Genomic DNA, 25,379 nt, shown 5'->3' on the forward strand with positions numbered 1-25,379 from the left:
CATAGCACGCACAGGCGGCGACCGGTAACGGAAATCATTGCGACCCCTTAAGGAGAAGCCTAATCTTACAGGATAAGCCTGTACAGGAGAGAAAGATGTCCGAACAAAACCCCTTTTTTAGCGTCAGTCTGTTGCCTTACCAGGCGCCGCGGTTTGATCTGATCGAAGACAGTCACTATCGGCCGGCGTTTGATGAGGGCGTCCGACAGCAGCGCGAGGAGATCCGCGCCATTATCGACAATCCGCAGCCTGCCAGTTTCGCCAACACGCTCGAGGCGCTGGAGCAGAGCGGACAGCTGCTGGCGCGGGTGACGCGGGTTTTTTTCGCCATGGCCAGCGCCCATACCAACCCTTATCTGCAATCACTGGATGAACAATTTTCCGCCGAGCTCGCCGGGCTGGGGAATGACATCTGGCTCAACGAGGCGTTATTCCAGCGGGTGAACAGCGTCTACGAGCAGCGCGAGACGCTCTCGCTTGACGACGAATCCCGGCGTCTTCTGACCCTGACATGGCAACGCTTTGTTCACGCCGGGGCAACGCTGGCCCCGGCGCAGAAGGCGGTGCTGCGCGCCCTGAACACCGAAGCGGCCACTTTGCAAAGTCAGTTCCAGCAGCGGCTGCTAGGGGCGGCGAAAAGCGGTGGCCTGGTGGTCGATGACCGGCATCAACTGGATGGCCTGACCGATGAGGAGATAGCGGCAGCGGCCGACGCGGCGCGCGAAAAAGGGCTCGGCGATCGCTGGCTGCTGACGCTGACCAACACCACCCAGCAGCCGCAGCTGCTTGCGCTGCGCGACCGGCAAACGCGGGAGAATCTCTTCGCCGCCGGCTGGACGCGCAATCAACAGGGCGATGAGCATGATACCCGTAGTCTGGTGCTGCGGCTGGCGGCGATCCGCGCGCAGCAGGCGGAACTGCTGGGGGCGGCAAATTACGCCAGCTGGGCGCTGACCGATCAGATGGCGGCTTCTCCGGCGGAGGCATTGGGCTTTATGCGCCAGATCGCGCCGGCGGCGCGGGCGAGGGCGGAACGTGAGCTGGCGGACATCCAGCAGGTGATCGACAACGAAGGCGGGGAGTTTCGCGCGCAGGCATGGGACTGGCTTTACTACAGCGAGCAGGTGCGGCGGGCTGCCTATGCCATTGATGACGCGCAGCTCAAACCCTATTTTGCCCTCGAGCGCGTGCTGCAGGACGGCGTCTTCTGGACGGCAACACAGCTCTTTGGGCTCCGCTTCGTGGAACGCTTTGACATCCCGGTGTACCACCCGGATGTGCGGGTTTGGGAGATTTTCGACCACAATGGCGAAGGGATGGCGCTGTTTTACGGTGATTATTTCGCGCGCGATTCAAAGAGCGGCGGCGCCTGGATGGACGTGTTTGTCGAACAGTCGACCCTGCGGGAGCAGCGCCCGGTTATCTATAACGTCTGCAATTATAGCCGGCCGCAGAGCGGACAGAGCGCGCTGTTGTCATGGGATGAGGTGATCACCCTGTTCCATGAGTTTGGCCACGCCCTGCACGGACTGTTCGCCAGCCAGCGCTATGCCAGCCTCTCCGGGACCAATACCCCGCGGGATTTTGTCGAGTTTCCGTCGCAAATCTTCGAACACTGGGCCAGCCATCCGCAGGTATTCGCCCACTATGCGAAGCACTATCGCTCCGGAGAGCCGATGCCGGAGGCGCTGCGCGACAATATGTTGCGTGCGGCAACCTTCAATAAAGGGTACGACATGAGCGAGCTGCTGGCTGCTGCGCTGCTCGATATGCGCTGGCACACGCTGTCGACCACCGCGTTTCCGGACGAGGTGGATGCATTTGAGCAGAGGGTACTCCGGGAAGAACACCTCGATCTGGCGGCCGTTCCCCCGCGCTATCGCAGCAGCTACTTCTCCCATATCTTCGGCGGCGGCTATGCGGCAGGCTATTACGCCTACCTGTGGACCCAGATGCTGGCCGACGACGGCTATCAGTGGTTCGTGGAGCAGGGCGGTTTGACCCGTGAGAACGGTCAGCGCTTCCGGGAGGCGATTCTGTCGCGCGGCAATAGCGCTGATTTAGCTGAACTGTATCGCCAGTGGCGCGGACACGATCCACAGATTGAGCCAATGCTGGAAAATCGCGGGTTGAGCGCATAGGTTATCGGGCGGTGAGAAGCGATCGATTGGGTGTTTTCCTTATCAGGCGCTTTTCACTGGCCATGCTTTGATCGCAGAAGATTGCGCCAGGTGCCGGTCAGGACAAATAGCGCGAAAATAATCAAATACACATTTAGAGAAAAGCCACTTAATCCCGTTGCGATATCGAGGTAGTCTTTCAATAACGTCATGCAGGTGGTAATAAAACCACCTGCCACGATATCTCTCCCTGGAAAACGGATAAATAAATGATTTTGATCGTTACTATGCTTATGTTTGCGCTGGCCCTGTCATTTTCGCCAGGTCCGGTTAATATGGTTATTATCTCTTCCGGCGCTGCGCATGGATTCAGAAAAACATTTTCTTTCGTCTCGGGCGCCACTATTGGTTTTACATTGTTACTGGTTTTTATTAGTTTTGGACTCTACGCGGCCATCGCAACGCACCCCTGGTTTTTTAGCTATCTGAATATCGTTGGTTCGTTATTTATCTTGTTTCAGGGCTATAAAATTGCTACTTCACATCCGGAATGGTCACTGAAAAAAGCACAGGCGCCGGGGTTTGCGCAGGGTTTTTTAATGCAATGGCTCAATCCTAAAGCCTGGGCTGCCTGTGCCTCTGGCGTCGCCTTGTTTTCTGAACCCTCGTCGCGCCTGAGTATATCGCTATTTATTATCATCTACTTTTTTGTCTGCTATCTGTCCCTGGCGGCCTGGGCGATATTTGGTGATAAAATGTCAGCGATTCTCAAAAGCAGAGCACAGATCCGCCTGTTTAATCTGGTGATGGGCGGATTATTGTGCATGACTGCGGGTTACATACTGTATTCGCAGTCTATTACCTATTCATAGCGGCTGATGTTCAACGGCATTATAGATAAAATTAATCAACTTATAGGCCGCGCCGCTAACTGAAATATTGCCAGGCCATAGGGCATACACTTTTAGCGGGGCTAATGACCAGTCAGGGAGTAGTTCCTGCATGTCGCCGCGGCGGATATCCTCTTCGCAGAGAAAACGCGGCGGAGCGGCCAGGCCAATTTGTTGTCTGGCAAGGGCATAGGCGGCCTCAACACTATCGACATACACGCCGGGCGTATACTTTATTATCGCCCGTTCGCCGTTGCGATGTCTGAACTCGCGCACATTCTCCCTCATCGTCAGCCCAATCCACGGCATTGATTCAAGCATAGCGGGATGATCAATGGGGGGATAGCGCAGGAGAAAGCCCTTTGCTGCCACCAGCTTTCGCGGCAGAACAAACAGGTGCCGTGCCTTGAGAGCGCTATCGGGGAGCTCGCCAATGCGAAAGGCGACATCAATACTGTCGGCAATAATGTCCTCGCGCAGGTCACTATAAGAAATGCTCAGAGCAATATCCGGGTTCTCTTTAATGAAATTTGCAAGATGGTGAGTGAATGGGCTGTTTAAAAAAACGGCAGGTATGGAGATACGCAGCTTACCGGCTGTGGATACCGAACGTTGCTTAAACTCAATGACGCCTTTTTCATAAAGCTCGAGCATCGATCTGGCGGTCTCCAGCACACTTTCGCCATCTTGTGTTAGAGAAAGCTTTCGGGTATTTCTGTAGAGCAAAGCGCTGTTAAGGTTTTTCTCAAGCCTGGATAAATGTGCGCTTGCTGTTGCGGTCGACAACCCTAACGCCGCGGCGCCGCCTGAAACAGAACCGCTCTCGACAATTTTGGCAAAGACTATCAGGTAGCGGATGTCATCGATCATTTACAGTCCTGTGTTCACGCGGTAACGATATGCGTGGCGCCGATAAAAAGGGATCCCGTTTCCGGATTACCATATCCTATTTTTATTGCCGGAAGTATCTGTTTAATCGCGCTTCTCAGGTCCGCTTGAACGAGTACCAGGCATTCACAACGGCAGGGAGGGTTCGCGAAGCGTCGCGGGCCACCTCACTCGTCAAGGAGATACGTTTGCATATTGAGACTCATCGCCTGCGTCTTCGCCCTGTCATGGCTGAAGATGTCGCCGATCTTTACCGAATTTATGGCGATCCGGCGACCAATACCTTTAACCCCGCAGGACCCTACCCGGATATTGACTATGCCAGTACGGTTCTCCAGCGCTGGCTTGCCCACTGGCACGATCGCGGGTTTGGCAACTGGGCCATATCGGCGCGTGATGCCCCGGAAAAAATCATTGGCTTTGGCGGCTTAAGTATTCGCCGCTATAACGATGTCATCATCAACAATCTTGGCTATCGATTCGCAACAGAGGCATGGGGAAAAGGGCTGGCCACCGACCTCGCGACCTCGGCGGTAAGATATGGCTTCGAGGCGATCAAACTCACGGAGATTTCAGCGGTGGTGAGGGCGAATCATCTGGCTTCGCGAAAAGTGCTCGAGAAAGCAGGCTTGAGGTTCATCAACGAGATTGCCGATATAGAAAATGCCCCGCCGAGTCTGCTTTATTCGTTGACCTTAAGCGAGTGGTTAAGCCAGTCGGGATAACTCGCGGGGGCTTATTGGCAAGGCTGGATCGCACCGCAGCCGGCGCATCAGGCGGGGGATCGGCACAGAGTTAGGTGCTCACTCTACTGGCTCAATTAACGCTGGCCCCTGATTGTTCACATTGCCGACCGCCCGCGATACCGCGTGCCAGATGAAATCGTCGGCGGAGACGCTTCCGACCCTGGCAATCTCCGCCGCTTCCGCGCCGGTGAGATCCTGCCTCATCCATTCCCGGGCGGCTTCCGGCGTCAGGACCAGCGGCCGGCGGTCATGTATATCGACAAGACCGCGATCGGCGGCAGCGGTCACCAGCAAAAATCCTTCGGCGCTGTCCCCGCGTTCGAAGGGGGGGCTGCCAATAGCGGCCATAAATATCGGCTGGCCATCCTTCCGCTGGATGAAGTAGGGCTGCTTTTTGTCTCCGACCTTTTTCCATTCAAACCAGCCATCGGCGAAGCAGATCGCCCGCCCGTGCTGCCACAGCGGTTTGAACATCCTGCTGGTGGCAGCGGTTTCAACCCGGGCATTAATCAGCGGTGATTTATCCCACCATCCCGGCGCATAGCCCCAGTGAACGGGATCGAGGTGGAGTTGCTCATTCCTTTCACTCAGGAGTAACACTTTTGTCCCGGGCGCGACGTTATACCGCCCAATGGGCTCCGGGTCCCAGGGGATATCGCGTTCGGCCTCTTCTGCGAGAAACGCCAGGTATGCTTCCCGCGTCTGTGCTTGCGCAAAACGTCCGCACATCGCCACCTCCAGCCAGATGTCTGACTAGAAGTATAGAACAGCAGAAAAAAGGGACGCCTTACCAAAAACCACAATCATTCCACTGGAAGAGGCTATAATTTCAGGCCATCATATTGCCAGACGTCTCTGCAATAACCGTTCGGTGTGGTACCTGGCTTTTTCTCTTTACGAGTAATCTTTATTACCCTAATAACCGGGGCTAGAGAGAAGGCTTCTTCTCTTTTATTGCTTTTCAGAATTATCGTATGTGGCTTTACCTTTGTCTGAAATGGTTGGCGTTTAGTTGTGTTCGAAAACTTTTACCCCTTATTATTTAAAAATCATCTTTTACTTTGACAAGGTTGTTTATGAGTAACTGGCTATTATTATCCCTGGCGGTAGTATTATTATTGACATCATTAATTTTTGGTCTCTCCTATGTTAAAGATCGAAGAAAAATGAAGATGCGATTTAACAAAACTCGACGTTAACCGATCCTTCCTGAGGACAGCGCAAGAGCAACGGATGAGAATTTCGTTAACTCTTGTTTGGTGGCTATTTGGAATTTTTTCATGATATTGATTTTATGGGAAAAGACCGTTTTATGGCTGATACCCAGTTCTTGCGCTATCTGCTGATTGTTCATTCCCGTTCTGATCGCATCGATAATATAAAGTTGTGATTTGGTCAATGTTAATCGAGGGCATTTTACACAGCGTCTGCTGTCTTTTACCTGGCGATCATCAATTGACGCTGTTGACTCCATGAGATGTTTCGCAATCTGATTTTTTATACGGTGCAATCCGGTGTTGATACTAATAAAAGTAGCATCACGTAGACAATACGGTATCCGATCAACTTGCACAGCACTATCGGTGGGAACGAAAATAAAAATAGACGTTTGTTCGGGGATTTTTTTGAAAACCGGGTGGCATAGATAATGTTCACCGGTCGTCATTTCCGTAAACAGCATATCTATCTGACCGAGAGTATCTGGTGAGTATTGCAAAATGGAAAAAGGTGTACAGATGTTTTCTTCCTTTGCGACCTCGATAAGAAGTTCACAAACACCTCGATTAAGAAATATGTTTTCAGTATTAATGAAAATATTAGTCATAGTAATGCCGATTGTCAAAATATTAATATTTTTAAGGGGGAGAGCATTTACAGTATATGGGATTAGGATATTTCTAATAGCTAATAAAATCAATAAATCCATTTTTGAGACTTTATCTGGAAAAGACTTTAAAAAGCATATAAATCAATGTGTTGATTTTGGGCTTTGCCCTGTTGTAGCTGGTGATTTGGCACAAACTGCTTAAATTGTACATATAACAAACATTAATTCTGGATTGGAATGTATTAATTCAAGTGATGTATTTATTGCATGAATTATTTGTTCAAAAACGGTTCGGCAAGGGCATACTCTTGTCAATAATGCCTGAGCGGAAGCAGAAGTGGTCCTGACCGGATGTCGGTAGAGGGCGCTATCACGCCGCTGCCTCAGGTGACTGGCAACGGCGTCCAAAAAGGATTAGTTATCCGGGTTGTTGGAGATGCCTTTCCATACCATCCCCAGACCGATCAACATCGACGCGAAGAGGGCGAACAGGGTGGTGGAGATAAAAATGCCGGTCATAGTGATGCCTCAGAAAGTGCGTATGCAGGTTATTAGGCACGGAGGGAGGTGAAAGGTTCCTTCCCTGACGGCGTAAATTTTCGCCAGGGTCTTCCGGCTGGCGCCAGCGAGGCCAAAGTGATGTCGAGGCCGCCGCTGTTGGCGAAACGACCGCAGGGGAACCGCGTTTCTCGTGGCGCTATTGCAGGGCGACGGGGGAGGGGGGGCGATTCGGGCGTTGACATCCCCTTGAACAAGTAATATATACATGACGCTTCTGTTTATTGAATGTTAAACAGCATCAGTTATGGGACTCAGAAGCACCCCAGCCCCCGCCGTCTGGCGGGGGTCACTTTGCCACCTGACCTGGTTATTTCTTTCTGTGACTGACGAAGAAATTTTTTTATTTCAGGTCTTGAAAAACGCGCTTTAGCTATTATTTTATAAAGCGGACAAGCAATGCTTGCCTTTATGTTGAGCTTTTGAATGGATATTCAGGAGGTTAATTATGGCACTCAAAACCTTGTCAGCACTTCCGGTATTTGCTGATTCCCTTTTTGCCGATCGCTTTAACCGTATCGACCGTCTTTTCAGCCAGTTAACGGGCGATACGCCGGTGGGGACCTTACCAGCCTACGATTTACAGAAAGTGGATGACAGTAATTTTCTGCTCAGCGTCAGCGTGCCTGGCTGGAAAGATGATGAACTGGAAATAGAGACCGTAGGCGGTAATCTGCATATTACCGGTAAACGCGCGCAAACCGACAATCATTCCGGAAACAGCCAGGGCTGGATTTATAAAGGCATTCGCCGGGCTGATTTCCAGCTTAGTTTTTCGCTTCCCGAACACGCCCAGATTAATCAGGCGCAACTGGAGAGCGGGATCTTAAAAATTGCTATCCATCAGGAGATCCCCGAGAGCGAAAAACCGCGCAAAATTGCCATTGAGAACCAGGGGCGGGTGATCGAACACAAAGTGTGATTCCGCCTCTGTGCCGAGGTCGTTCCTTTCAAGGCCCGCGCTGCGGGCCTTTATTTTATTCACTCAGGGTGGCGTAGCGGCCTTCAGGCGACGAGAGAAATCACTATGCTATCCTGTTAACAGGGCAGTGAGGCGGTGATACTTTTCAAATTCGGCGAGGAGTCAGAATGGCTGACGAGATCGATAAAGACGCACAACATACTCATCAACTGACCGCCGAGGTGGCCCGCGCGCTTATCGCGCGCGGCTGGCGGCTCACCACTGCGGAATCCTGCACCGGCGGCAATCTGGCGGCAGCGCTCTGCGCTCAGGCTGATACCGCGGCCTTTTATGATACCGGCGTGGTTACCTTCAGCGATGAAGCCAAGCGCAATGTGCTGCAGGTGCGCGCGGAAACCCTGGCGGAACACAGCGCTGTCAGCGAAGCGTGCGTGAAGGAGATGTCCAGCGGTATGCTGGCGATAGCCGGGGCCGACATCGCCATCGCCATCAGCGGCTATGCGGGACCGGAGGGGGGAGAGGATGGTACCCCCGCCGGCACGGTATGGTTTGCCTGGAACTTTCGCGGCCAGATCGAAACCCAACGGCTGCGCTTTACCGGTGACTGCGAGACAGTGGTGGCGAAAGCGGTGCGCTTCGCCCTGGCGGCGCTGGGCGAAAAGCTCCCCCACTGGCAGTGACGCTGCCGCCTACCGCGGCCTTACAGATCCGTGGCCTGACGCGCTATCGGCCAGCAAATTTCCCCGATGCCGTTCAGGCACGGTCGGGAGAAAAGGAACCCCTGAAACAGGCGAATGCCCACCGACTGCAGCCAGCACCACTCTTCCAGGGTTTCGACGCCTTCCGCCACCACCGTGATGCCCAAATCCTCGCAGCAGCGCACGACCGAGGCGACAATCGCCTGCTTGGCGCCGCTGATATGAATATTGCGCACCAGCTCTGCATCCACTTTGATTTTATCGGGCTGAAAGCGGGTCAGTAACGACAGGCCGGAGTAACCCGCGCCAAAGTCGTCGATGGCCAGCTTCATGCCCGCGACGCGCAGCGCTTTGAGCACCTTGCGGAACTGGTCAAAGCAGGTGATCACCTCCGTTTCGGTAACCTCTATCAGCACCTGGTCAGGTCTGAGGCCGGCCGCCAGCAGGCTGTTCATCAGCCAGCCTACGGCGTCAGGGTGGTTATACAGCGAACCGGGCAGCAGGTTAATGGCCAGCTGGTGTTTACCAAGCGGTAACTGACCGGCGAGAGAGAAGGCATACGCTTTGCTCTCAAGGTCGAAACGGTAGCGATCCTCCGCCGGGATGGCGGCAAACATCTCTACAGGAGATCCGCCGGTGGGGCTGCGGATCAGCGCTTCAAAGGAAGAGACCCGCTTTGTGGCCGGCTCGACGATGGCCTGCAGGGCAAACTGGCAAGGTTGATCGGGCAGGTGGCGCGCCGTAGCAGTGGCCGGGGCAGGCATCATCGTCCAGCGAGAAGGCTGCAGCGGCTCGGGTAGACAATAGCGCCCACCGTCGGCGATAAAGGCGCTAATCAGGCGGAACATCCGGTCGTTGACCGGCTCGGTGACCCCAAACGAGCTAAAGCGCAGGAGCTCCTCCAGCGCGCTGTCGGCTTCGAAAAGACGAAGATCCAGCAGGCGCATCCCGGTGTCGTGAAAACGACGGTAGGCCGAATAGTCGCGCATCAGTTCCACCACGTCGCGATGGCGCGGATCGCTCTGTATCTCGTGGAATAACGACTCAAGATCTTCCTCGCTTCCCTCCAGCACCTGGAAGAACTGCAGGCCGTTAAACAGCAGAATACCGGTGATGCCAAGAGGCATGTTTTTCCCGCTGGCGCGATGAATTAAAGCGTCGAGATCGGTGGGCGGGCGGGCAGGATTAACCTGGCTGCGGTATATCAGGGTGGTTAGCATAATCATTCCGGTCGCTGCGGCAGCGCGTAATGGTCCGCACAGCGCGTATTTAGGGAGGTATGGCCAGACCCTCGGAGAAGGGAGGCTGTTTTTTATGACATTTAACCAACCGTGATGTCCGCTACGCGGAACGGGAGCTTCACTTTGTGATTACCTTCACTCTACAGGGAATCTGAGGTTTAGCTATCATTTTCTCATTCCCAATGCAAAAAAGGGCAAACAGGCCGCTCATTCCTCCTGCGGTATTGGTCTACCGCCTTAAATTATCGGTTAACATTCGCCACCAGGAATTATCCTGCCATTATATTGCCCGCTCTCAAAAAGAGATGCTGGTCTTGCCTGATTAAATGCAAATGCATATTATCAACGTAAGTTAAATTCTTTTTTTAGGTCTGATATGAGCGACTTATTTATTATTTTGTGTTTGATTTTTTGTCCCGTCATTTCTTTGTGGAGTGGTCTTTCTTATATTCAGGAAAGACGCAAAAGACGCTACGTCTTCCGTTCCAGAAGATAATCTGCAGAGGTAATATAATGACGGTTGTATTAACGTCTGGCGAGTAGTTTTACGAGGTTGTTAAATTGCTGGCGGCTGTGCAAATTGAACTTGTTCATAATATTCTTTTTATGCGAGTGAATGGTTTTGTGGCTAATTTTTAGCGCCGCGGCAACTTCATGCGGACTCAGACCAATACTGAACGCGTAAATGACTTTGGTTTGCGCATCGCTGACCGACTTGCAGGCGCAATTGATACAACGCCGCAGCCGATTGAAGGCCGGGTCATGCTGAGGAGATAAGGGGCGCTGAATCGCGCTGACTATCTCATCTTTAAGACGCTGAACGGGAGCATGGGGAGGTATAAACACCGCCTGCCGCAGACAGTTGGGTAAGCCCTCTTCGACGGTAGCTTGTTCATTGTCCTGGAAAATAAAAAGCGTGTATTGCTCTGGGGCATGCTGAAACAGGTCATGACACAGGTACCATTCTCCCGCCACCATTTCCGTGAAGAACACCTGAGATTGCGCTATCGACTCCAGGTCCCATTGTTCAGAAAACTGATAGGCTGATCCCCCGTAGGTCTTCATCGCTTCATCCACCAGCTCCGCAATAGCGACTCGCAAATAGTGATTTTTTATATTGATCAAAAAATTCGTCATATAACTTCCCAGTGGGGTATGAAAAAGGTGTCAGAATAAATTAAAGAATATAATGGTGATGCGCAGGTCTTTTTTAGCTGGGGTAATCTAAGGGATGTTTTTCATTAATGCAATATCTGCCAGGAAAAGTGAGATAACGGTGTGTTGGTATGCGAAAGTTCCTAATAAACAAAATGATAAGCCTATATTAGATGGCGTTTTAAGCACTTTAATAATTTTTTATTTTTGCGATGCATAAAAAGCTTAGTGGTAGCCAGTATCTGTTGCTAAAATTAGCGGAGGACAAGATTACAGGAAGTATGCGGTGCTTATGAAGCAAATGCTCTATTTAAAAATGCTGGCGTGGCTGGAGGATAATATCTACTGTAACCCGGCGATCGATGACCTGGCGCAGTATATGGGCTATTCGCGTCGGTTTGTGTACGAGGTGTTTTATCAATATGGCCGGTTACCCATCGGGCAGTATATTCGCCTGCGGCGGCTGACCATCGCAGCGGTCAGTCTGCGTTTAACGCGGCAACCGATCGCCGCCATAGCCTGGCAGTTAAGTTACGATTCGCCGCAGACCTTCTCCCGGGAGTTTAAGAAACGTTTCTCGCTTTCGCCACGGGAGTACCGCTGCGCGGCGCACTGGGACACGGCAAAACTGTTAAAAAAATTCCCCACGGATGATGAGAGCCTGCCTTTGGCTCGGATCTGTTCCCTGCCGGAGCGGGTCTATTATGGCTACACGATGAAGTATGAACTGCGCCTGTCGGATATGGTGTTGCAAAGTACCGGCAAGACGGCTATCAGACAAAAGGTTGACCGCTTTTTCGCCGCTGGAGGCGGTTCGCTTTCCATACTTTCCGATTACGCCGCAGCGAGTCAAAATGAGCTTAACGTCGAGGTTAACGCCTTTGTCGGTTGTCACGAGGCGCGAAAGCCGTCTTCCGCGTTGACTACCCGGTCGGGGCTGTATGTGGGGGTTGAATTCTACGGCAGCTGGTCACGCTATGCCCGTTTGTCCAGCGATCTCTATCTGGAACGGTTGCCAACGCTGGGGGTAAGCCGTCGGGATGGGCATGACATTGAATGCTTCATGACCCGTCATGCGGAAGGAGGAGAGGCAGAGGAGAAGCGCTATCACGTACGCTATTTTATACCGGTGACGCTGTCAGCGGGGGGCCAGCTGCCGGGCAGCGATAATGCGTTAGTCCCCGCGAAGGGGACACGATAAGGTGGCCGGAGCCACCCAGGTAAATATTACAGTACAAACCACAACAGCCAGGTGATCAGGAAGCCCGTCACCCCCATGATGGTGGTCAGTACGGTCCAGGTTTTGAGTCCGTCCGGCACCGAGAGCCCGAGATAGCGCGTGACCACCCAGAACCCGGCGTCGTTAACGTGCGATAACCCGAGCGAGCCGAAACAGGTCGCCAGCGTCACCAGCACCAGCTGCAGCGGCTCCAGCCCGACGACCGCCTGTGACAACAGGCCGGAGGTGGTAAGGATCGCCACGGTGGCCGAGCCCTGCGAGGCCCGAAGCACCAGCGACAGCAGGAAAGCGGCGGGCATCAGCGGCAGATGAATCGTCTCCAGCGCCTCGGCTAAGGCATTGCCGATGCCGGAGGCGACCAGCACCCCGCCAAAGGCGCCGCCGGCGCCGGCGACGAGGATCACGTCCGCCGAGGAGGGGATCGCGCTGCCGGTGACTTCTCCCAACTTTTTCAGGTTCATCCCCCGCCGGATGCCCAGCGTCCAGCTGGCCAGCCCCAGGGAGATCAGCAGGGCGACGGGCGGGGTGCCAATGACGGTCATCAGCTGGCGAATCGCGTTATCCTGCAGCAGCAGGGCCTGACAAAGCGTTCCGGAAACAATCAGCACGATGGGCACCACGATCAGCCCGCCGATAACCAGCGCATTCGGCGGCGCCAGTCGGGTCTGCTGGGCGTTGACGGAGAGGTCGGGCACCTCGGCCGTTTGCTGCTGTTCCAGCACGTTAATCGACAGATGATAATGGCGCTGATTGATAGACCGGGCGACAAAATAGCCCACGATACCCACGACGATCGACACTCCAATTCCCGCCAGCATCAACCAGCCGACATCGCTATGCAGAATACCTGCCGCCGCCGCCGCGCCAGGGTGGGTTGGCAATGCCACATGGACGGTTAACATCACTCCGGCCATCGGCAGGCCAAATTTCAGCGGCGACAGATGGGCGACTTTACTGAAGCCGTAAATTAACGGAATGATGATAATAAAGCCGACTTCAAAGAAGACTGGCGTGCCGAGAATAAAAGCCACGATGGTTAAGGCGGTAATAGTCCGTTTAGAACCCAGCACGCCGGTCAGCGTTTTCGCCAGCGATTCGGCGCCGCCGGATATTTCAATAAGCACCCCCAGCATTGATCCCAAAATAATTATGCTGGCGATGTGGCCGAGCAGGCCGCCCATGCCTTTTTCAATGGTGGTAATGATTTTATCCGCCGGAATGCCGGTGGCGAACGCCACCAGCAGGCTGACGATCAGGAGCGCCACAAAAGGATGCGCTTTCGCTTTGATCACCAGCAGGAGCAACAGCACTACGCTGGCTAACGCAATAAGTAACAGCGCCGATGTCGACATAGTTTTGCCTCGGGTATTAACAGGTGTACAGAGAGTTATATTTTTAGAACCGCGCTTTATTTTTTCCGGTAGGGCGAGAACCATTCCAGTCCGGAAAGGGTATCCGCCCTGGGGATATATTCGCAGCCGATCCAACCGTCATAGCCGACGTTATCCAGCAACGCATAGATCCATGAATAATTAATCTCGCCCTCGTCCGGTTCATGGCGGTCGGGCAGGGAGGCTATCTGGATATGGCGGTACTGACCGGCATACTCGGTAATAAGATGGCTTAAATTGCCGTCCACTTTCTGCGCATGAAACAGATCTAACTGCACGGCGATGTTTGGCCGGTCGACCCGCTGCGCAATCTCCAGCGTCTGATATTGACTGTGGTAGAAATAGCCCGGTTTGGTCTGCGGATTCAGGGCTTCAATAAGCGCCCGCTTGCCGTGGCGGGCAAAGCGCTCGGCGGCGTAGCGCAGGTTATCGAAAAGCTCCGCCTCGCAGGCCGCGCGATCCATCCCCGGCTGCACCACGCCGGCCATAATATGCACCTGCGGACAATCCAGTTGGCAGGCGTACTCCAGCGCCAGCTCGATATCACGCCGGGCCTCAGCGCTCCTGCCCGGTAGGGCGGCGAGTCCCCATTCCCCGGCGTTAACGTCGCCGGGCGGGGTATTGAACAGCACCAGCTGCAGCTGGTTTTCCTGCAGGCGCTGTTTAATTTCCCCGGCGGCATACTCATAGGGGAACAGAAACTCCACGGCTTCGAAACCGGCGCGGGCGGCGGCGGCAAAGCGGTCCAGGAACGGCAGTTCGGTAAACAGCATGGATAAATTTGCAGCGAATTTTGGCATGGTTTTATCTCAGTTCATCCACTTCGTCAGCGGTCAGGTAACGGATCTCGCGATTGCCGAGGGTAAACATCAGCCGCGCGGTCTCTTCCAGCTCTTCGGTATTATTGGTGGCTTCGCGCAGCGATGAGCCAGTGACCACCGGACCATGGTTGGCCAGTAAAAAGGCGTTATAGCGCGGCGCCAGGCCGGCCAGCGCCTCGGCAATGCGGTCGTCGCCCGGTCGGTAGTAGGGAACCACCGGGACGTCGCCGACCCGCATCACCACGTAGGGAGTAAAGGGGCGAATACAATTGTGCGGATCGAGCCCCTGCAGGCAGGAGAGCGCGGTCAGATAGTGGCTATGCAAGTGGACGATCGCCTTGCAGGCCGGGTTATGTAAATAGACCGCCCGGTGAAAAGCGATCTCTTTCGACGGTTTATCGCCGGCGATCCATTCGCCTTGCAGGGTGACCACCGACAACCGCTGGGCCTGCAGCTCGCCCAGGCAGGAGCCGGTCGGCGTCGCCAGCAGGTTGCCGTCCGGCAGCAGGAGCGACAGATTGCCGGCGGAGCCGGTGGCATAACCGCGGTTAAACAACGAGGCGCCAATCTGCACCATCTCATCTCGCAGCTGTTGCTCAGTCATGACAAAACTCCTGCTGGGCACGGGCAAAGAACTGGATATCGCCGAAATTACCTGACTTCAGCGCCAGGGAGAGCGGCTGGCGGGTGTCACGCACCCAGGGAACCCCAGGGGAGATCGTCGGCCCGATATGGAACGCCTCGACCCCCAGCGTCTGCGCCACGATGCTCGACGTTTCCCCTCCGGCCACAATAAACCGGGTGAATCCTTTCTCCTTCAGCGCGGCGGCGAGGGCGGCGAACAGCTGTTCCACCCGTTCGCTGCTGGCCTTGTCGCCATACTGCGCCTGGATCCGCTGCAGCGTTTGCGGCTCAGTCGTGGCATAGACCATCGGCGCCAGCGGCGAATCGCGGTTTGCGTCCACCCAGGCCGCCAGCGTCCCGGCATAGCCCTCCAGATCGGTAAAGCAGGCGCTTAAGTCGACGGCGCGGGCGGGAGCCTGTTCACGATAGGCCGCCACCTGGCTGTTGGTCATCAGCGAACAGGAGCCCGAGAGCACTACCGCCGGGCCGGGCAGCGGCATGCCCGCCTGGGATCCTTCACCCTGGGTTCCGTGGCGCTGCGCCCAGTCGCGGGCGAGGCCGATGGCGAGACCAGAGCCGCCGGAGACCAGCTTCATCTCCCGCAGCGCCGCCCCCTGGGTCAGCAAATGCTGTTCACTGAGGGCGTCGAGCACCACATAGCGCACCGCCGGGTCGCTGATTGCCGCCAGCGCGGCAGCGACCGCCTCCGGCCCCTGATCGATAATCGGCCAGGCGATCAGCGCCGCTTTTCCGCCGCCCTGGCGCTCGATTAAGCGGCCGAGGTGGGCATCCTCCATCGGCGTCACCGGATGGTGGCGCATCCCGGACTCATTGAGTAACTGCTGGCCGACAAACAGATACCCCTGATAGACCGTGCGGCCGTTTACCGGCAGCGCCGGGGAAATCACCGTCCGGGTCTCGCCCAGCTCTGCCAGTAGAGCATCCAGTACCGGGCCAATGTTGCCCTGCGCGGTGCTGTCGAACGTGGAACAATACTTAAAATAAAATTGCTGACAGCCCCGGGCCTGTAGCCAGCGCAGGGCCGCCAGCGACTGGCTGACGGCGGTTTCCACCGGGCAGGAGCGCGTTTTCAGGCTGATCACCACCGCTTCGCTGGTTAGCGGCAGTTCGTGGGGCGGTACGCCGTTTAGCTGCACCGTCGCCATGCCGTTGCGCACGAGGAAGCTGGCGATATCCGTGGCGCCGGTAAAGTCATCGGCAATGACACCAAGCTGCATCTTGTCTCTCCTCACTGTTTATGGCCCGGCAGGGTAATGCCGTTGAAGATCTTGATCACCGCGCTGTCATCTTCCCGGCCGAATCCGGCGTTGCTGGCGGAGGTGAACATATTCAGCGCGGTGGTGGCGAGCGGCAGCGGGAAGGTCAGCGCCCGGGCGGTGTCATTCACCAGGCCGAGATCTTTGACAAAAATATCGACGGCGGATTTTGGGGAGTAATCGCCATCCAGGACGTGCTGCATACGATTCTCAAACATCCACGAATTACCCGCCGCGTGGGTCACCACGTCGTACATCGTCTCCAGCGGGATGCCGGCGCGGGCGGCGAGGGCCATCGCTTCGGCGGCGACGGCGATATGCACCCCGGCCAGCAGCTGATGGATGATTTTTACCGTCGAACCGAGGCCAATATCGCTCCCGATGCGGTAGACTTTGCCGGCCACCGCGTCCAGCACTGGCGCGAGGCGGGCGAAGACGGCATCGCTCCCGGAGGCCATCACCGTCATGTCGCCGGCGGCCGCTTTCACCGCGCCGCCCGATACCGGCGCGTCGAGCATCAATAGCTGGTATTCCGCCAGCGCCGCGGCAATCGCCTGGGCATCGGCGGAGGCGATGGTTGACGACACCATCACCGCGGTACCCGGCTTCAGATGGGCGGCGAGGCCGCTCTCGCCGAACAGGATCCCCCGAACCTGGGCGGCATTGACCACCAGCAGCACGACCGCATCCAGTTCAGCGGCGAAAGGCACCGCGCTGGGGCCTGCGCCTTTGGCGCCCGCCTCCAGCAGCGCGCGGCAGTTGTCGGGGTTGATGTCCACCCCCCAGGTGTTCAGGCCCGCCTGCAGGCAGGCGCGGGCGGCGCCCATGCCCATCGAACCCAATCCAATCACGCAGACGTTAGTGTGTGCAGTCATGCCGGTCTCCTTGTGAATATTCGTTAATTAATGTGATTTAATGATAGAATAAAGCGTTGTCATGTGAAATTATGTGAGAGTTATCACGAATAACCCACATGAATATAAAAAATTCACAGACGGAAAGTGGCTGCGCGACGGCGATTCTTGCCCTAAAATAGCGTAAAAACAGCGGTCAAGCAGCGATAACAGCACAGGGGATCTTCAGGTTCCCGGCGTGAGTGGTAAGCTCTGGTGTGAAAAAATGGTAAGGGGAGAGCGGTGATTCCAATAGAACGTCATCAGCGTATTTTAGCCCTGGTGGAGCAGCGTGGGGCGGTGAGCATTAATGAGTTGACGGAGATCCTCGGCGTGTCCCATATGACTATCCGTCGCGACGTCAGTAAGCTGGAAGAACAGGGGCTGCTGGTCAGCGTCTCGGGCGGCGTGCGCGCCGTCAGCCGGCTGGCCGCAGAGCCCAGTCATCTGGTGAAAAGCACTCTACAGAGTGAAGAGAAACAGGCCATCGGCGCGCTGGCGGCCAGTCACATCGCCAAAAACAGCTGCATCTATCTCGATGCCGGCACCACCACCCTGGCGCTGGCGCGGGCGATCCTCGACCGGGACGACCTGCAGGTGGTCACCAACGATTTTGAGATAACCCAACTGCTGATCGATGCCAGCCAGTGCGGCGTGATCCACACCGGCGGCACCCTGTGCCGGGAGAACCGCTCCTGCGTCGGCGAGTCGGCGGCGCGGACCTTGCGCCACCTGGCTATCGATACGGCCTTTATCTCCGCCAGCGGCTGGGACAGCCGCGGGATTTTCACCCCTGATGAGAACAAGGTCACCGTCAAGGAGACCGTCAGCCAGGTCAGCGCCAGAAGCATCCTGCTGTGCGACAGTTCGAAATACAATCAGGTGGCCACGTTTATGGCGTTACCCTTGACCCGCTTTACCACCATCATTACCGACCGGCATCTCTCCGATGCTGCCGCCACACATATCGCCCGGCACGCTTGCGAGGTGCTGCGCGCCGGGTAAGGCGCGCGGCCTTCGCCGGGCTAGCGCTGCCAGTGCTCGATCAGCGCCGCGCCTATTTTGGCGATCTGCTGGTTACGCTCGGCCATGGTCGCCGGCGTATCCCGCAGATAGATCACCACGATGCGCTCCGCTTTGCCGTTCGGGCCGAGCAGGGCGACAATGCCGCGTGAGCCCCGCTCGCCGGCCCCGGTTTTATCGGCGATAAACCAGCCCGCCGGCAGCACGGCGCGGATCAGCGGACCGGCCACCTGATCGTCCACCATCCACTGCAGCAGCTGCTGCTGCGAACGGTCGCTCAGCGCGTGGCTGGTTAGCAGCTTGCGCAGGGTGGCGGCCATGCTGGCTGGGGTGGTGGTGTCGCGCACGTCGCCGGGAAGCGCTTCATTGAGCTCCGTTTCCCAGCGGTCAAGGCGGGTGACGTTGTCACCGATCTGGCGCAGAAAAGCGGTCAATCCCGCGGGGCCGCCAACGCTCTTCAACAGCAGATTGCCGGCGCTGTTGTCGCTCATGGTGATGGCGGCGGCGCAGAGTTCGCCAACGGTCATCCCGTCGGCAAGGTGTTTTTCGCTGACCGGGGAGTAGTCCACCAGATCCTGCTGGCGGTAGCGGATCCGCCGATCCAGCCGTTCGTCTCCGGCATCCACCCGGGCCAGCACCGCGCCGCAGAGCAGCACTTTAAAGGTGCTCATCAGCGGAAAGCGCTCACTGGCGCGCCAGGCGGCCAGCGTGCGGCCGCTGGCCAGATCCATTTCAACATAGCCCACGCGGCCCGCCAGCTGACTTTCGCTGAGTGTAATTTGTTCGAGCGGCTGAGGGCTGGCGAATACCGCCAGTGGCAGGGCGGCAATCAGGGAGATAAGGCACAGGCGAACATAACGCATAACCGCAATACTTCCTTGAATCAGGGCCATTAAAGGCGAGTAGAGGAGTGATAAAATAGAATAACCTGGCGTTTTGCTGATTCACAATTCCTCTTTTTTCCTTCATCATTTGTCATCTTTTATTTCGAATAATCAATATTTAGCTCAGCCTAAGCACGCTATTTTTTGACTCAAGGCCGCAATGAACTATAAGAAAGTACTTAAGACCGCACTCTGGCTGGCGCCGCTGTTTGCTGACGATACGCCCGCCGCGCTGCGCGGTTTGCCAATGATCTATGCCATCCCGGGAGGAACTGGTGCACCCGATAATTAAGGTCATGCTGGTGGGCGGTAAGGCGGATGGACTGCTGGTCAGCGTCGCCGACGATGCGACCGAGGTCTCAGTGACGCCTGCGCAATACGGTGCGCCGTCCGGCCAACCGCTCAGCTATCGTATCGTGAGTCAAACCATTGACGATGAACGCTATTTCTTTGGCGTTTTCAGTGACGCCCATCAGGATAGCGACAAGCTGACGCGGGTGGCGCTGACCCGCGGAATGAAAAAAATGTTCTGTTAAACCCGGTCGGAGAGAGGGGGCGATAGTATCCCTGCCGCGGCTTTGCTACTGTGGCAGCCTTCTCTCTCCGGGCCAGGACGCATTATGATTCAGTACATCCGTATTCAAAACTTTCGCTCAGTCAGGGATATCGCGCTGGAGCTGGGGCCGCTGAACATTGTCTTCGGCCCTAACGGCTGCGGCAAATCCAATATTTACAACGCTATCCATCTGTTGACCGCGGCTGCCGACGGCAGGCTGTCGGGATTTATCAGCGAAGAGGGGGGCCTTGAAAATATGATGTGGTCCGGAGATCGTTCCCCCCTCGATCGCCATCCCCGCCGGCTGCAAATCGCCTGTCGGACGGAGAGCTTTGATTATGAACTGCAGGTTGGTTTCCCGGAAAAATTGCCCTATCCGACGCAGTTCATGCTCGATCCCATCGTCAAAGAAGAGAACATCTGGCTGGCGGGCTATTCCCGTCGGCCTTCCTCCCGCGTACTGCAGCGTAAGAATCAGGCGGCGTTCCTCGTCGATGTCGCCGGGGAGAAAAGCACCTTCACCGAGAGTATTTATGAAAACGAGTCGGTGTTCGGTCAGCTTGGCGAGCCGCACCGTTTTCCTGAGGTCTCGCGGGTGCGCGAGACCCTGCGCCGCTGGCGGTTTTACCATGAATTCGCTATCGGCCGCCACTCACCGCTGCGCCAGCCGGCCGTCGGCTACCGTTCGCCGGTGCTCGACAGCGACGGCCATAATCTGGCGGCCGCCTTTCAGACCATTGTCGAGATCGGCGCGGAGGAGATTTTGCACGAGATCCTCGCCGACGCCTTTCCCGGCTGCCAGTTTTACTGTGAAAACGAGCACTCGCGTTTCGCGCTGAAAATGCGCCGGGAGGGGATCCGCCGCCCGCTGCTGGCGGCGGAGATGTCCGACGGCACGCTGCGTTTTCTCTGCCTCGCCGTCGCGCTGCTCAGCCCGCGCCCGCCGGCCTTTCTGGCGATCAATGAACCGGAGAACAGCCTGCATCGCGACATGCTCCCGGCGTTGGCCAGGCTGATCGTCGAGGCCTCCCGCTACAGCCAGATCTGGCTGACCAGCCACTCGGCAGAGCTGGCGGATCTTATCGCCGCCGGGGCTGCCTGCCAGCGCTATGCGCTGGAGAATAGCGGCGGAGAGACGCGCATTGTGGAGTGAACCCCGTCATCCCTGACGGGCGCGCCCGGTCAGGCGGGGGTCTGCGTCTCCGCTGTCGGCAGCAGGCTTTTGCCGCCGCGCAAGGTGATGAACGAGAGCAGGGTAAAGCTCAGGGTGATGCAGCCGAGGATCAGATAGGCCTGATGGAAGCCGACGGTGTCGTACATCCGGCCCACCCAGGCGGAAAGTACCACCCCGGACAACTGTTTCGACAGGTTAAAGCCGATCAGAAACAGGGTGGCTGAGAGCCGCGGGTTAAAGGCGGAGGAGATATATTTAAAGGTCCCGACCAGCAGGAAGGGGATCTCAAACATATGCAGCATCTTGAGGATCACCACTTCCACCGCCGATGAGGCAAAAGACGACCCGAGAATACGCACCGACATGATCATCCCCGCGGTCAGCAGGGCGTTTTTGGCCCCGATACGGTTAACGATGGCCGGGGCGCAGAACATGATCACGGCATTGAGCAGCTCGCCACCGGTGGTGACGAAGCCAAACACTTCGGTACCGCGCTGCGGACTGGCGAAGAAGCTTTTGAAAAAGTTAGCAAATTGCTGGTCAAACACGTCGTAAACGCTGGCGACCCCCACCACATAGACGATAAAGCTCCAGAAGCGCGGCATACGCAGCAGCTCTGCCGCCGTACGCAGCGAAAAGGCCTGGCGATTGGCCCCGAGCGCCTCGATAACCTGGGCGCTGTTGCTGCTTTCCGGACGCGACAGCCAGAGCAGAAGACCCAGCACCAGCGCAAAGCCGGAGGCGATCCAGAAGGTAATATTGGGGTCGATGCCGAACAGCACGCCGGTTATCGAGGCGCACAGCGCCCAGCCGACGCAGCCAGCGACCCGCACTTTGCCATATTCAAAGCGGTTTGCCCGGCTGACGCGCTCGATATAGGCTTCCACCGCCCCGGAGCCGCTGGAGAAAACAATCCCCAGGTAGATCCCGCCCACCAGCGAACCGGCGATAATATTCATCTGCAGCAGCGGGGAGAAAACGAAAATAAAGAACGGCGCGAACAGAATTAACAGCACCGTAATAGTCCACAGCAGATGTTTGCGCAGGCCGAGCTTATCCGACATTAAACCAAATACCGGCTGAAAAATAATCGCGAACAACGAGATGGAGGAGAAGACGATCCCGGTTTCCGTTTTGGTTAAATGGTTAACGTCCGCCAGCCACACCGGGAAAAACGGGAAATAGGCCGACATAATGAAATAGTAAAAGAAAAAGAACAGCAGGAAATAGACAAAATTATGCCGTTCTCGCGGCGCCAGTTCAGAGAATTTCATCACCATGATCCCTTGTTATTCTGTTTGTAGGGTGGGGGCTGCCGCCCCCACGGATTAAAGGCAACGCAATGAGACCTCGTACTGCCAGCGCGTTTGGGTCAGGAGCCACTGCGGCAGCACGCTTGGGGTCCAGGAGTCATCGCCTCCCACCCCCATATGCAGGCCGTCAAGGGTGATCCACACGCCGTCTTCGGCCTGCATCTTGTGCCAGTGGTCGGTCTCCATCAGCTGACGGGTGCTCCACGGCTGAACGGAGAAGTGGAAATGACCGCTGACGTGCCAGCGTCCCCAGTCCAGCGCCTGAGTATCACAGCGCAGGCCGTTTTCCGTCGGGAAGATGTAGGGGGTGGTCATCGCCGCCAGCGGCTGCTCCCAGCGGGCGAAGCAGGCGCTGCTCCGCCGGTCGGGGTAGTTCTCATGCGGCCCCAGCCCCAGCCAGCTCACCGGCGCCTGCTGATCCGCCACCTGGAAGTGCAGCCCGACCCGCGGCAGCGGCGGCAGCGTTTCCGCGCGCTCGCCGTCCACCGCCAGCCGTACCGTTCCGTCCGCGGTAAAGCGCAGACGCCAGTGGCTGATAATCACCACCTCGTCGCCGCGCAGGTAGTGCCAGCGGCTGTCGACAAGGGTCTCATTCGCCAGACGCTGGGCGTCGCACTGCACGCAGCGCGCCTCAAGGTCGAACAGGCCGGCGCTTTTCCAGCGCTCCACCCAGGCGTTGGGGTCGATGCGCTCCACTTCGCTGACCCCGATGTCGTTGTCGAGCGGCGCACGGATAAACTGATCCCGCAGGGGGGTCAGCAGCTGCTCCTGACCGCCAACCGACCAGCCACTCAGCAAACCGGTCCGGCGATCGACGGTCCAGCACTGCGTGCCGGCGCGGATCTGCCAGGCCTCATCGCTGACGATAAGATCCGGGGCGCCGGCTGGCACCGTGGGCGCAGGCAGCGCCAGCGGCGCCGGCAGGGGATATTGCTGCCAGGCGACGCGATGATCCGCCGGGGACCAGGCTGTCGCCTGGGGCTGGACCACCTCCAGCGTCAGCCACACGGCGCGGGCGCCTGGCGGCAGGATCAGACTGTCGAGCAGCGTTATCTCGTCGCTGCCCTCAGGCGGGAGCGCCAGCGTCAGCTTGCCGTGGTACAAGGTTTCACCGGCCGCCTGCACCTGCCAGCGCAGCGCTTCGTTATCGGTCTGGCGGAACAGGTATTCGCTGGCGATGCGCACCCGCAGCGGCGAAGTCGACAGCAGGGCGAACTGGAAATACTGCTGGGCGTGCTTCGCCTCGACCAGCGACGGATGCGGCGTGCGATCGGGGAACACCAGGCCGTTCATACAGAACTGGCGATCGTTCGGCTTATCGCCAAAGTCGCCGCCGTAGGCCCAGCCGACGCTGCCGTCGTCAAAGATTTTGCGGATCGCCTGGTCGGCCCAGTCCCAGATAAACCCGCCCTGCAGCCGCGGATACTCGCGGAAGGCCTGCCAGTAATCGGCGAAGTTGCCGAGGCTGTTGCCCATCGCGTGGGCGTACTCGCAGAGGATCAGCGGCCGCTGCTCGCCGGGCAGGCTGATCCATTTTTTGATCCCCCACTTCGGTACCGCCGGGATCGGCTGGTCGCGTTCGACGCGGGCGTACATCGGACAGATAATATCGGTGGCGGTGGTATCCGCGCCGCCGCCCTCGTACTGCACCGGACGGGTCGGGTCGTTACGCTTCAGCCAGTGGTACAGCGCTTCGTGGTTGCCGCCGCCGCCGGATTCGTTGCCCAGCGACCAGATGATAATGCACGGATGGTTGCGGTTGCTCTGTACCATCCGGGTGACGCGGGCGCTGAAGGCTGGCAGCCACGCCGGATCGTCGGACAGTCGATTCATCGGCACCATGCCGTGGGTTTCAATATTGGCTTCATCGACCACGTACAGACCGTAGCGGTTGCACAGCTCATACCAGCGCGGGGCGTTGGGGTAGTGCGAGCAGCGGACGGCGTTAAAGTTGTTCTGCTTCATCAACAGAATGTCCTGCACCATATCCGCCTCGCTGACCACCTGACCGCGTAAATGGTGGTGTTCATGGCGGTTAACGCCGCGGATCAGCAGCGGTTTGCCGTTAAGGCGCAGCAGGCCGTCGGCGATCTCAATGCGGCGAAAACCGATATCCCACGCCTCGGCCTCCAGCAATGCCTCGCCGCGCCACAGGGTGACCACCGCCCGGTAGCAATCCGGGGTTTCCGCGCTCCAGTGCGCCGGCGCCGCCACCGCCAGGGAGAAATCGACTCGTTCGGCGTAGCGGCCGCGCTCATCCACCGTCGGGGTGCCTAACGGCTGACGGTGGGCAACGACAGGCTGCTCGCCGCGCCACAGGCTAACCCCGACGCTGAGCCCGGCAAGCGCCGCTTCTGTCGCCTCGACGGTCGCCTGGACCTGCAGAGCGCCGTCGCGGCAGAGGGCGTCAAGGGTCGGCGTCAGCTGGACGTCGCTCAGCCGCTGGTGCGGCTTATTCAGCAGCCACACCGAGCGGAAAATACCGCTCATCCGCCACATATCCTGGTCTTCCAGCCAGCTGCCGGCACTCCAGCGCATGACCATCACGCACAGGCGGTTGTCGCCCGGACGCAGAAAGGGGCTGAGATCGAACGCCGCCGGCAGGCGGCTGTCCTGGGAGTAACCGACCCAGGCGCCGTTGCACCAGAGATGAAAGGCCGAGTTAACGCCGTCGAAAATAATCTGCGTCTGCCCGTCCGCGCGCCAGGCGTCATCGATCGCAACGTGCAGGGAGTAACAGCCGGTTGGGTTCTCCTCCGGCACCCGCGGCGGGGTGGTGTCGATGGGGTAGCGGACGTTAGTGTAGATCGGCGCGTCATAGCCCTCCATCTGCCAGTTGGAGGGCACCGGCGTGCCGCGGCTGCCCGGCAGGTCCTGCGTCAGCCACTGCGCATCGACGGCAAACGGGCTGCGGGCGTAAGCAAATTGCCACTCGCCGTCCAGCTGACGACGATGGGGCGAAGGATGATTATCGCGGGCGGCAAGCTCATCGCGCCAGCTGGCGAACGCGGGATGGGCCGGCAGGCGGTTGAGATGGGTAATGGTCTGGTTCTGCCAGTCTTCGCGGGCGAGGACGGCGTGGAAGTCAGGCGCGTGGCGGCGACTGGTATCGCTTATTGGCATAGTAATCCCCGGTA

Annotated in this window: 28 protein-coding genes; 13 read left to right on the forward strand and 15 right to left on the reverse strand. The window is 57.3% G+C overall.

Annotation, left to right across the window (positions count from 1 at the left end; translation table 11 throughout):
- Window positions 1-95 precede the first annotated feature (95 nt).
- Window positions 96-2,141 carry a peptidyl-dipeptidase Dcp gene (dcp, locus tag K5R89_RS02915; protein ID WP_217259171.1) on the forward strand — a complete coding sequence of 682 codons (2,046 nt, stop codon included), beginning with the start codon at window positions 96-98 and terminating at the stop codon, window positions 2,139-2,141.
- 53 nt (window positions 2,142-2,194) lie between these two features.
- Here the strand turns inward: dcp and K5R89_RS02920 are convergent, their stop codons facing one another.
- Window positions 2,195-2,359, reverse strand: coding sequence for a hypothetical protein (locus K5R89_RS02920; protein ID WP_181940029.1), 165 nt, complete (start codon window positions 2,357-2,359; stop codon window positions 2,195-2,197).
- Between the two features lie 30 nt (window positions 2,360-2,389).
- Between K5R89_RS02920 and K5R89_RS02925 the strand changes: the two genes are divergently transcribed.
- Window positions 2,390-2,992, forward strand: coding sequence for a LysE family translocator (locus K5R89_RS02925; protein ID WP_217259170.1), 603 nt, complete (start codon window positions 2,390-2,392; stop codon window positions 2,990-2,992).
- Here the strand turns inward: K5R89_RS02925 and K5R89_RS02930 are convergent.
- Entirely contained in the window at window positions 2,987-3,880 is an 894-nt protein-coding gene (locus K5R89_RS02930; protein WP_117128794.1) for a LysR family transcriptional regulator, read from the reverse strand. The genes K5R89_RS02925 and K5R89_RS02930 overlap by 6 nt on opposite strands.
- A gap of 206 nt (window positions 3,881-4,086) precedes the next feature.
- On the opposite strand from K5R89_RS02930, the gene K5R89_RS02935 reads away from it, so the two are divergent.
- Entirely contained in the window at window positions 4,087-4,623 is a 537-nt protein-coding gene (locus K5R89_RS02935) for a GNAT family N-acetyltransferase (RefSeq protein ID WP_102006430.1), read from the forward strand.
- 78 nt (window positions 4,624-4,701) lie between these two features.
- Here K5R89_RS02935 and K5R89_RS02940 read toward each other — a convergent pair whose 3' ends face one another.
- Window positions 4,702-5,373, reverse strand: a complete 672-nt coding sequence (locus K5R89_RS02940) for an SOS response-associated peptidase (protein WP_217259169.1) — start codon at window positions 5,371-5,373, stop codon at window positions 4,702-4,704.
- Window positions 5,374-5,720: 347 nt separating this feature from the next.
- On the opposite strand from K5R89_RS02940, the gene K5R89_RS27845 reads away from it, so the two are divergent.
- Window positions 5,721-5,843 (forward strand): small membrane protein, encoded by a 123-nt coding sequence (locus tag K5R89_RS27845; protein ID WP_044522836.1) that lies wholly within the window; start codon window positions 5,721-5,723, stop codon window positions 5,841-5,843.
- On the opposite strand, the gene K5R89_RS02950 is transcribed toward K5R89_RS27845, so the two are convergent.
- Together K5R89_RS02950 and K5R89_RS27760 are read right to left on the reverse strand one after the other, a co-directional pair.
- Window positions 5,840-6,475 (reverse strand): LuxR C-terminal-related transcriptional regulator, encoded by a 636-nt coding sequence (locus K5R89_RS02950; RefSeq protein ID WP_072199086.1) that lies wholly within the window; start codon window positions 6,473-6,475, stop codon window positions 5,840-5,842. The two genes, K5R89_RS27845 and K5R89_RS02950, sit on opposite strands and share 4 nt — an antisense overlap.
- A gap of 411 nt (window positions 6,476-6,886) precedes the next feature.
- Window positions 6,887-6,982, reverse strand: a complete 96-nt coding sequence (locus K5R89_RS27760) for a YnaM/YnfT family protein (RefSeq protein WP_272482055.1) — start codon at window positions 6,980-6,982, stop codon at window positions 6,887-6,889.
- Here K5R89_RS27760 and K5R89_RS02955 point away from each other — a divergent pair.
- The 3 genes from K5R89_RS02955 to K5R89_RS02965 all read left to right on the forward strand — a co-directional run bounded on the left by K5R89_RS02955 (window position 6,942) and on the right by K5R89_RS02965 (window position 8,632).
- On the forward strand, window positions 6,942-7,043 hold the full coding sequence (locus K5R89_RS02955; protein WP_224222711.1) for a hypothetical protein: 102 nt from the start codon (window positions 6,942-6,944) through the stop codon (window positions 7,041-7,043). The genes K5R89_RS27760 and K5R89_RS02955 overlap by 41 nt on opposite strands.
- Window positions 7,044-7,478: 435 nt before the next feature.
- Window positions 7,479-7,952 carry an Hsp20 family protein gene (locus K5R89_RS02960; protein ID WP_044522839.1) on the forward strand — a complete coding sequence of 158 codons (474 nt, stop codon included), beginning with the start codon at window positions 7,479-7,481 and terminating at the stop codon, window positions 7,950-7,952.
- A 167-nt stretch (window positions 7,953-8,119) separates the two neighbouring features.
- Entirely contained in the window at window positions 8,120-8,632 is a 513-nt protein-coding gene (locus tag K5R89_RS02965; protein WP_023289595.1) for a 2-oxo-tetronate isomerase, read from the forward strand.
- Window positions 8,633-8,652: 20 nt separating this feature from the next.
- On the opposite strand, the gene K5R89_RS02970 is transcribed toward K5R89_RS02965, so the two are convergent.
- Window positions 8,653-9,870: a diguanylate phosphodiesterase gene (locus K5R89_RS02970; protein ID WP_044522842.1), complete on the reverse strand. Its 1,218-nt coding sequence runs from the start codon at window positions 9,868-9,870 to the stop codon at window positions 8,653-8,655.
- A gap of 397 nt (window positions 9,871-10,267) precedes the next feature.
- On the opposite strand from K5R89_RS02970, the gene K5R89_RS02975 reads away from it, so the two are divergent.
- Window positions 10,268-10,387 carry a small membrane protein gene (locus tag K5R89_RS02975; RefSeq protein WP_137910593.1) on the forward strand — a complete coding sequence of 40 codons (120 nt, stop codon included), beginning with the start codon at window positions 10,268-10,270 and terminating at the stop codon, window positions 10,385-10,387.
- 29 nt (window positions 10,388-10,416) lie between these two features.
- Here K5R89_RS02975 and kbvR read toward each other — a convergent pair whose 3' ends face one another.
- Window positions 10,417-11,028: a LuxR family transcriptional regulator KbvR gene (gene kbvR / locus K5R89_RS02980; RefSeq protein ID WP_048297462.1), complete on the reverse strand. Its 612-nt coding sequence runs from the start codon at window positions 11,026-11,028 to the stop codon at window positions 10,417-10,419.
- A 310-nt stretch (window positions 11,029-11,338) separates the two neighbouring features.
- Here kbvR and K5R89_RS02985 point away from each other — a divergent pair, with 310 nt between their 5' ends.
- The gene (locus K5R89_RS02985) at window positions 11,339-12,247 is read left to right on the forward strand and encodes a helix-turn-helix domain-containing protein (RefSeq protein ID WP_217259192.1); all 909 of its coding nucleotides are present in this window, start codon (window positions 11,339-11,341) and stop codon (window positions 12,245-12,247) included.
- Window positions 12,248-12,273: 26 nt separating this feature from the next.
- Here K5R89_RS02985 and K5R89_RS02990 read toward each other — a convergent pair whose 3' ends face one another.
- Genes K5R89_RS02990 through ltnD form a run of 5 tightly spaced genes read right to left on the reverse strand, consistent with a single transcriptional unit; the run spans window position 12,274 to window position 17,274 of the window.
- Entirely contained in the window at window positions 12,274-13,638 is a 1,365-nt protein-coding gene (locus tag K5R89_RS02990) for a GntP family transporter (protein ID WP_217259168.1), read from the reverse strand.
- A gap of 56 nt (window positions 13,639-13,694) precedes the next feature.
- Window positions 13,695-14,477, reverse strand: a complete 783-nt coding sequence (locus K5R89_RS02995) for an HPr family phosphocarrier protein (protein WP_032452753.1) — start codon at window positions 14,475-14,477, stop codon at window positions 13,695-13,697.
- A gap of 4 nt (window positions 14,478-14,481) precedes the next feature.
- The gene (locus tag K5R89_RS03000; RefSeq protein ID WP_065806325.1) at window positions 14,482-15,102 is read right to left on the reverse strand and encodes an aldolase; all 621 of its coding nucleotides are present in this window, start codon (window positions 15,100-15,102) and stop codon (window positions 14,482-14,484) included.
- Window positions 15,095-16,360 carry a 3-oxo-tetronate kinase gene (gene otnK / locus K5R89_RS03005; protein ID WP_048297465.1) on the reverse strand — a complete coding sequence of 422 codons (1,266 nt, stop codon included), beginning with the start codon at window positions 16,358-16,360 and terminating at the stop codon, window positions 15,095-15,097. The genes K5R89_RS03000 and otnK overlap by 8 nt, the downstream gene beginning before the upstream one ends.
- A gap of 11 nt (window positions 16,361-16,371) precedes the next feature.
- On the reverse strand, window positions 16,372-17,274 hold the full coding sequence (gene ltnD, locus K5R89_RS03010) for an L-threonate dehydrogenase (protein WP_023289603.1): 903 nt from the start codon (window positions 17,272-17,274) through the stop codon (window positions 16,372-16,374).
- 261 nt (window positions 17,275-17,535) lie between these two features.
- On the opposite strand from ltnD, the gene K5R89_RS03015 reads away from it, so the two are divergent.
- On the forward strand, window positions 17,536-18,297 hold the full coding sequence (locus K5R89_RS03015) for a DeoR/GlpR family DNA-binding transcription regulator (protein ID WP_023289604.1): 762 nt from the start codon (window positions 17,536-17,538) through the stop codon (window positions 18,295-18,297).
- 20 nt (window positions 18,298-18,317) lie between these two features.
- Here the strand turns inward: K5R89_RS03015 and blaOKP are convergent, their stop codons facing one another.
- Window positions 18,318-19,178, reverse strand: coding sequence for an OKP family broad-spectrum class A beta-lactamase (blaOKP, locus tag K5R89_RS03020; protein WP_101976783.1), 861 nt, complete (start codon window positions 19,176-19,178; stop codon window positions 18,318-18,320).
- 181 nt (window positions 19,179-19,359) lie between these two features.
- On the opposite strand from blaOKP, the gene K5R89_RS27340 reads away from it, so the two are divergent.
- The 3 genes from K5R89_RS27340 to K5R89_RS03030 all read left to right on the forward strand — a co-directional run bounded on the left by K5R89_RS27340 (window position 19,360) and on the right by K5R89_RS03030 (window position 20,908).
- Entirely contained in the window at window positions 19,360-19,491 is a 132-nt protein-coding gene (locus K5R89_RS27340; RefSeq protein WP_023289606.1) for a hypothetical protein, read from the forward strand.
- The gene (locus K5R89_RS03025) at window positions 19,475-19,735 is read left to right on the forward strand and encodes a hypothetical protein (protein WP_004205993.1); all 261 of its coding nucleotides are present in this window, start codon (window positions 19,475-19,477) and stop codon (window positions 19,733-19,735) included. Before K5R89_RS27340 ends, K5R89_RS03025 begins: the two co-directional genes overlap by 17 nt.
- An 84-nt stretch (window positions 19,736-19,819) precedes the next feature.
- A complete protein-coding gene (locus K5R89_RS03030; protein WP_023289607.1) occupies window positions 19,820-20,908 on the forward strand; it encodes an AAA family ATPase in 1,089 nt (362 codons plus the stop codon).
- Between the two features lie 29 nt (window positions 20,909-20,937).
- Here the strand turns inward: K5R89_RS03030 and K5R89_RS03035 are convergent, their stop codons facing one another.
- Both K5R89_RS03035 and K5R89_RS03040 read right to left on the reverse strand, forming a co-directional pair.
- A complete protein-coding gene (locus K5R89_RS03035; RefSeq protein ID WP_087827621.1) occupies window positions 20,938-22,203 on the reverse strand; it encodes an MFS transporter in 1,266 nt (421 codons plus the stop codon).
- Between the two features lie 54 nt (window positions 22,204-22,257).
- Window positions 22,258-25,365 carry a beta-galactosidase gene (locus K5R89_RS03040; protein ID WP_087827620.1) on the reverse strand — a complete coding sequence of 1,036 codons (3,108 nt, stop codon included), beginning with the start codon at window positions 25,363-25,365 and terminating at the stop codon, window positions 22,258-22,260.
- Window positions 25,366-25,379: the final 14 nt, after the last annotated feature.

Origin of the sequence: Klebsiella sp. TF21-TM, assembly GCF_019753495.1 — a bacterium.
Lineage (GTDB): Bacteria > Pseudomonadota > Gammaproteobacteria > Enterobacterales > Enterobacteriaceae > Klebsiella > Klebsiella quasipneumoniae.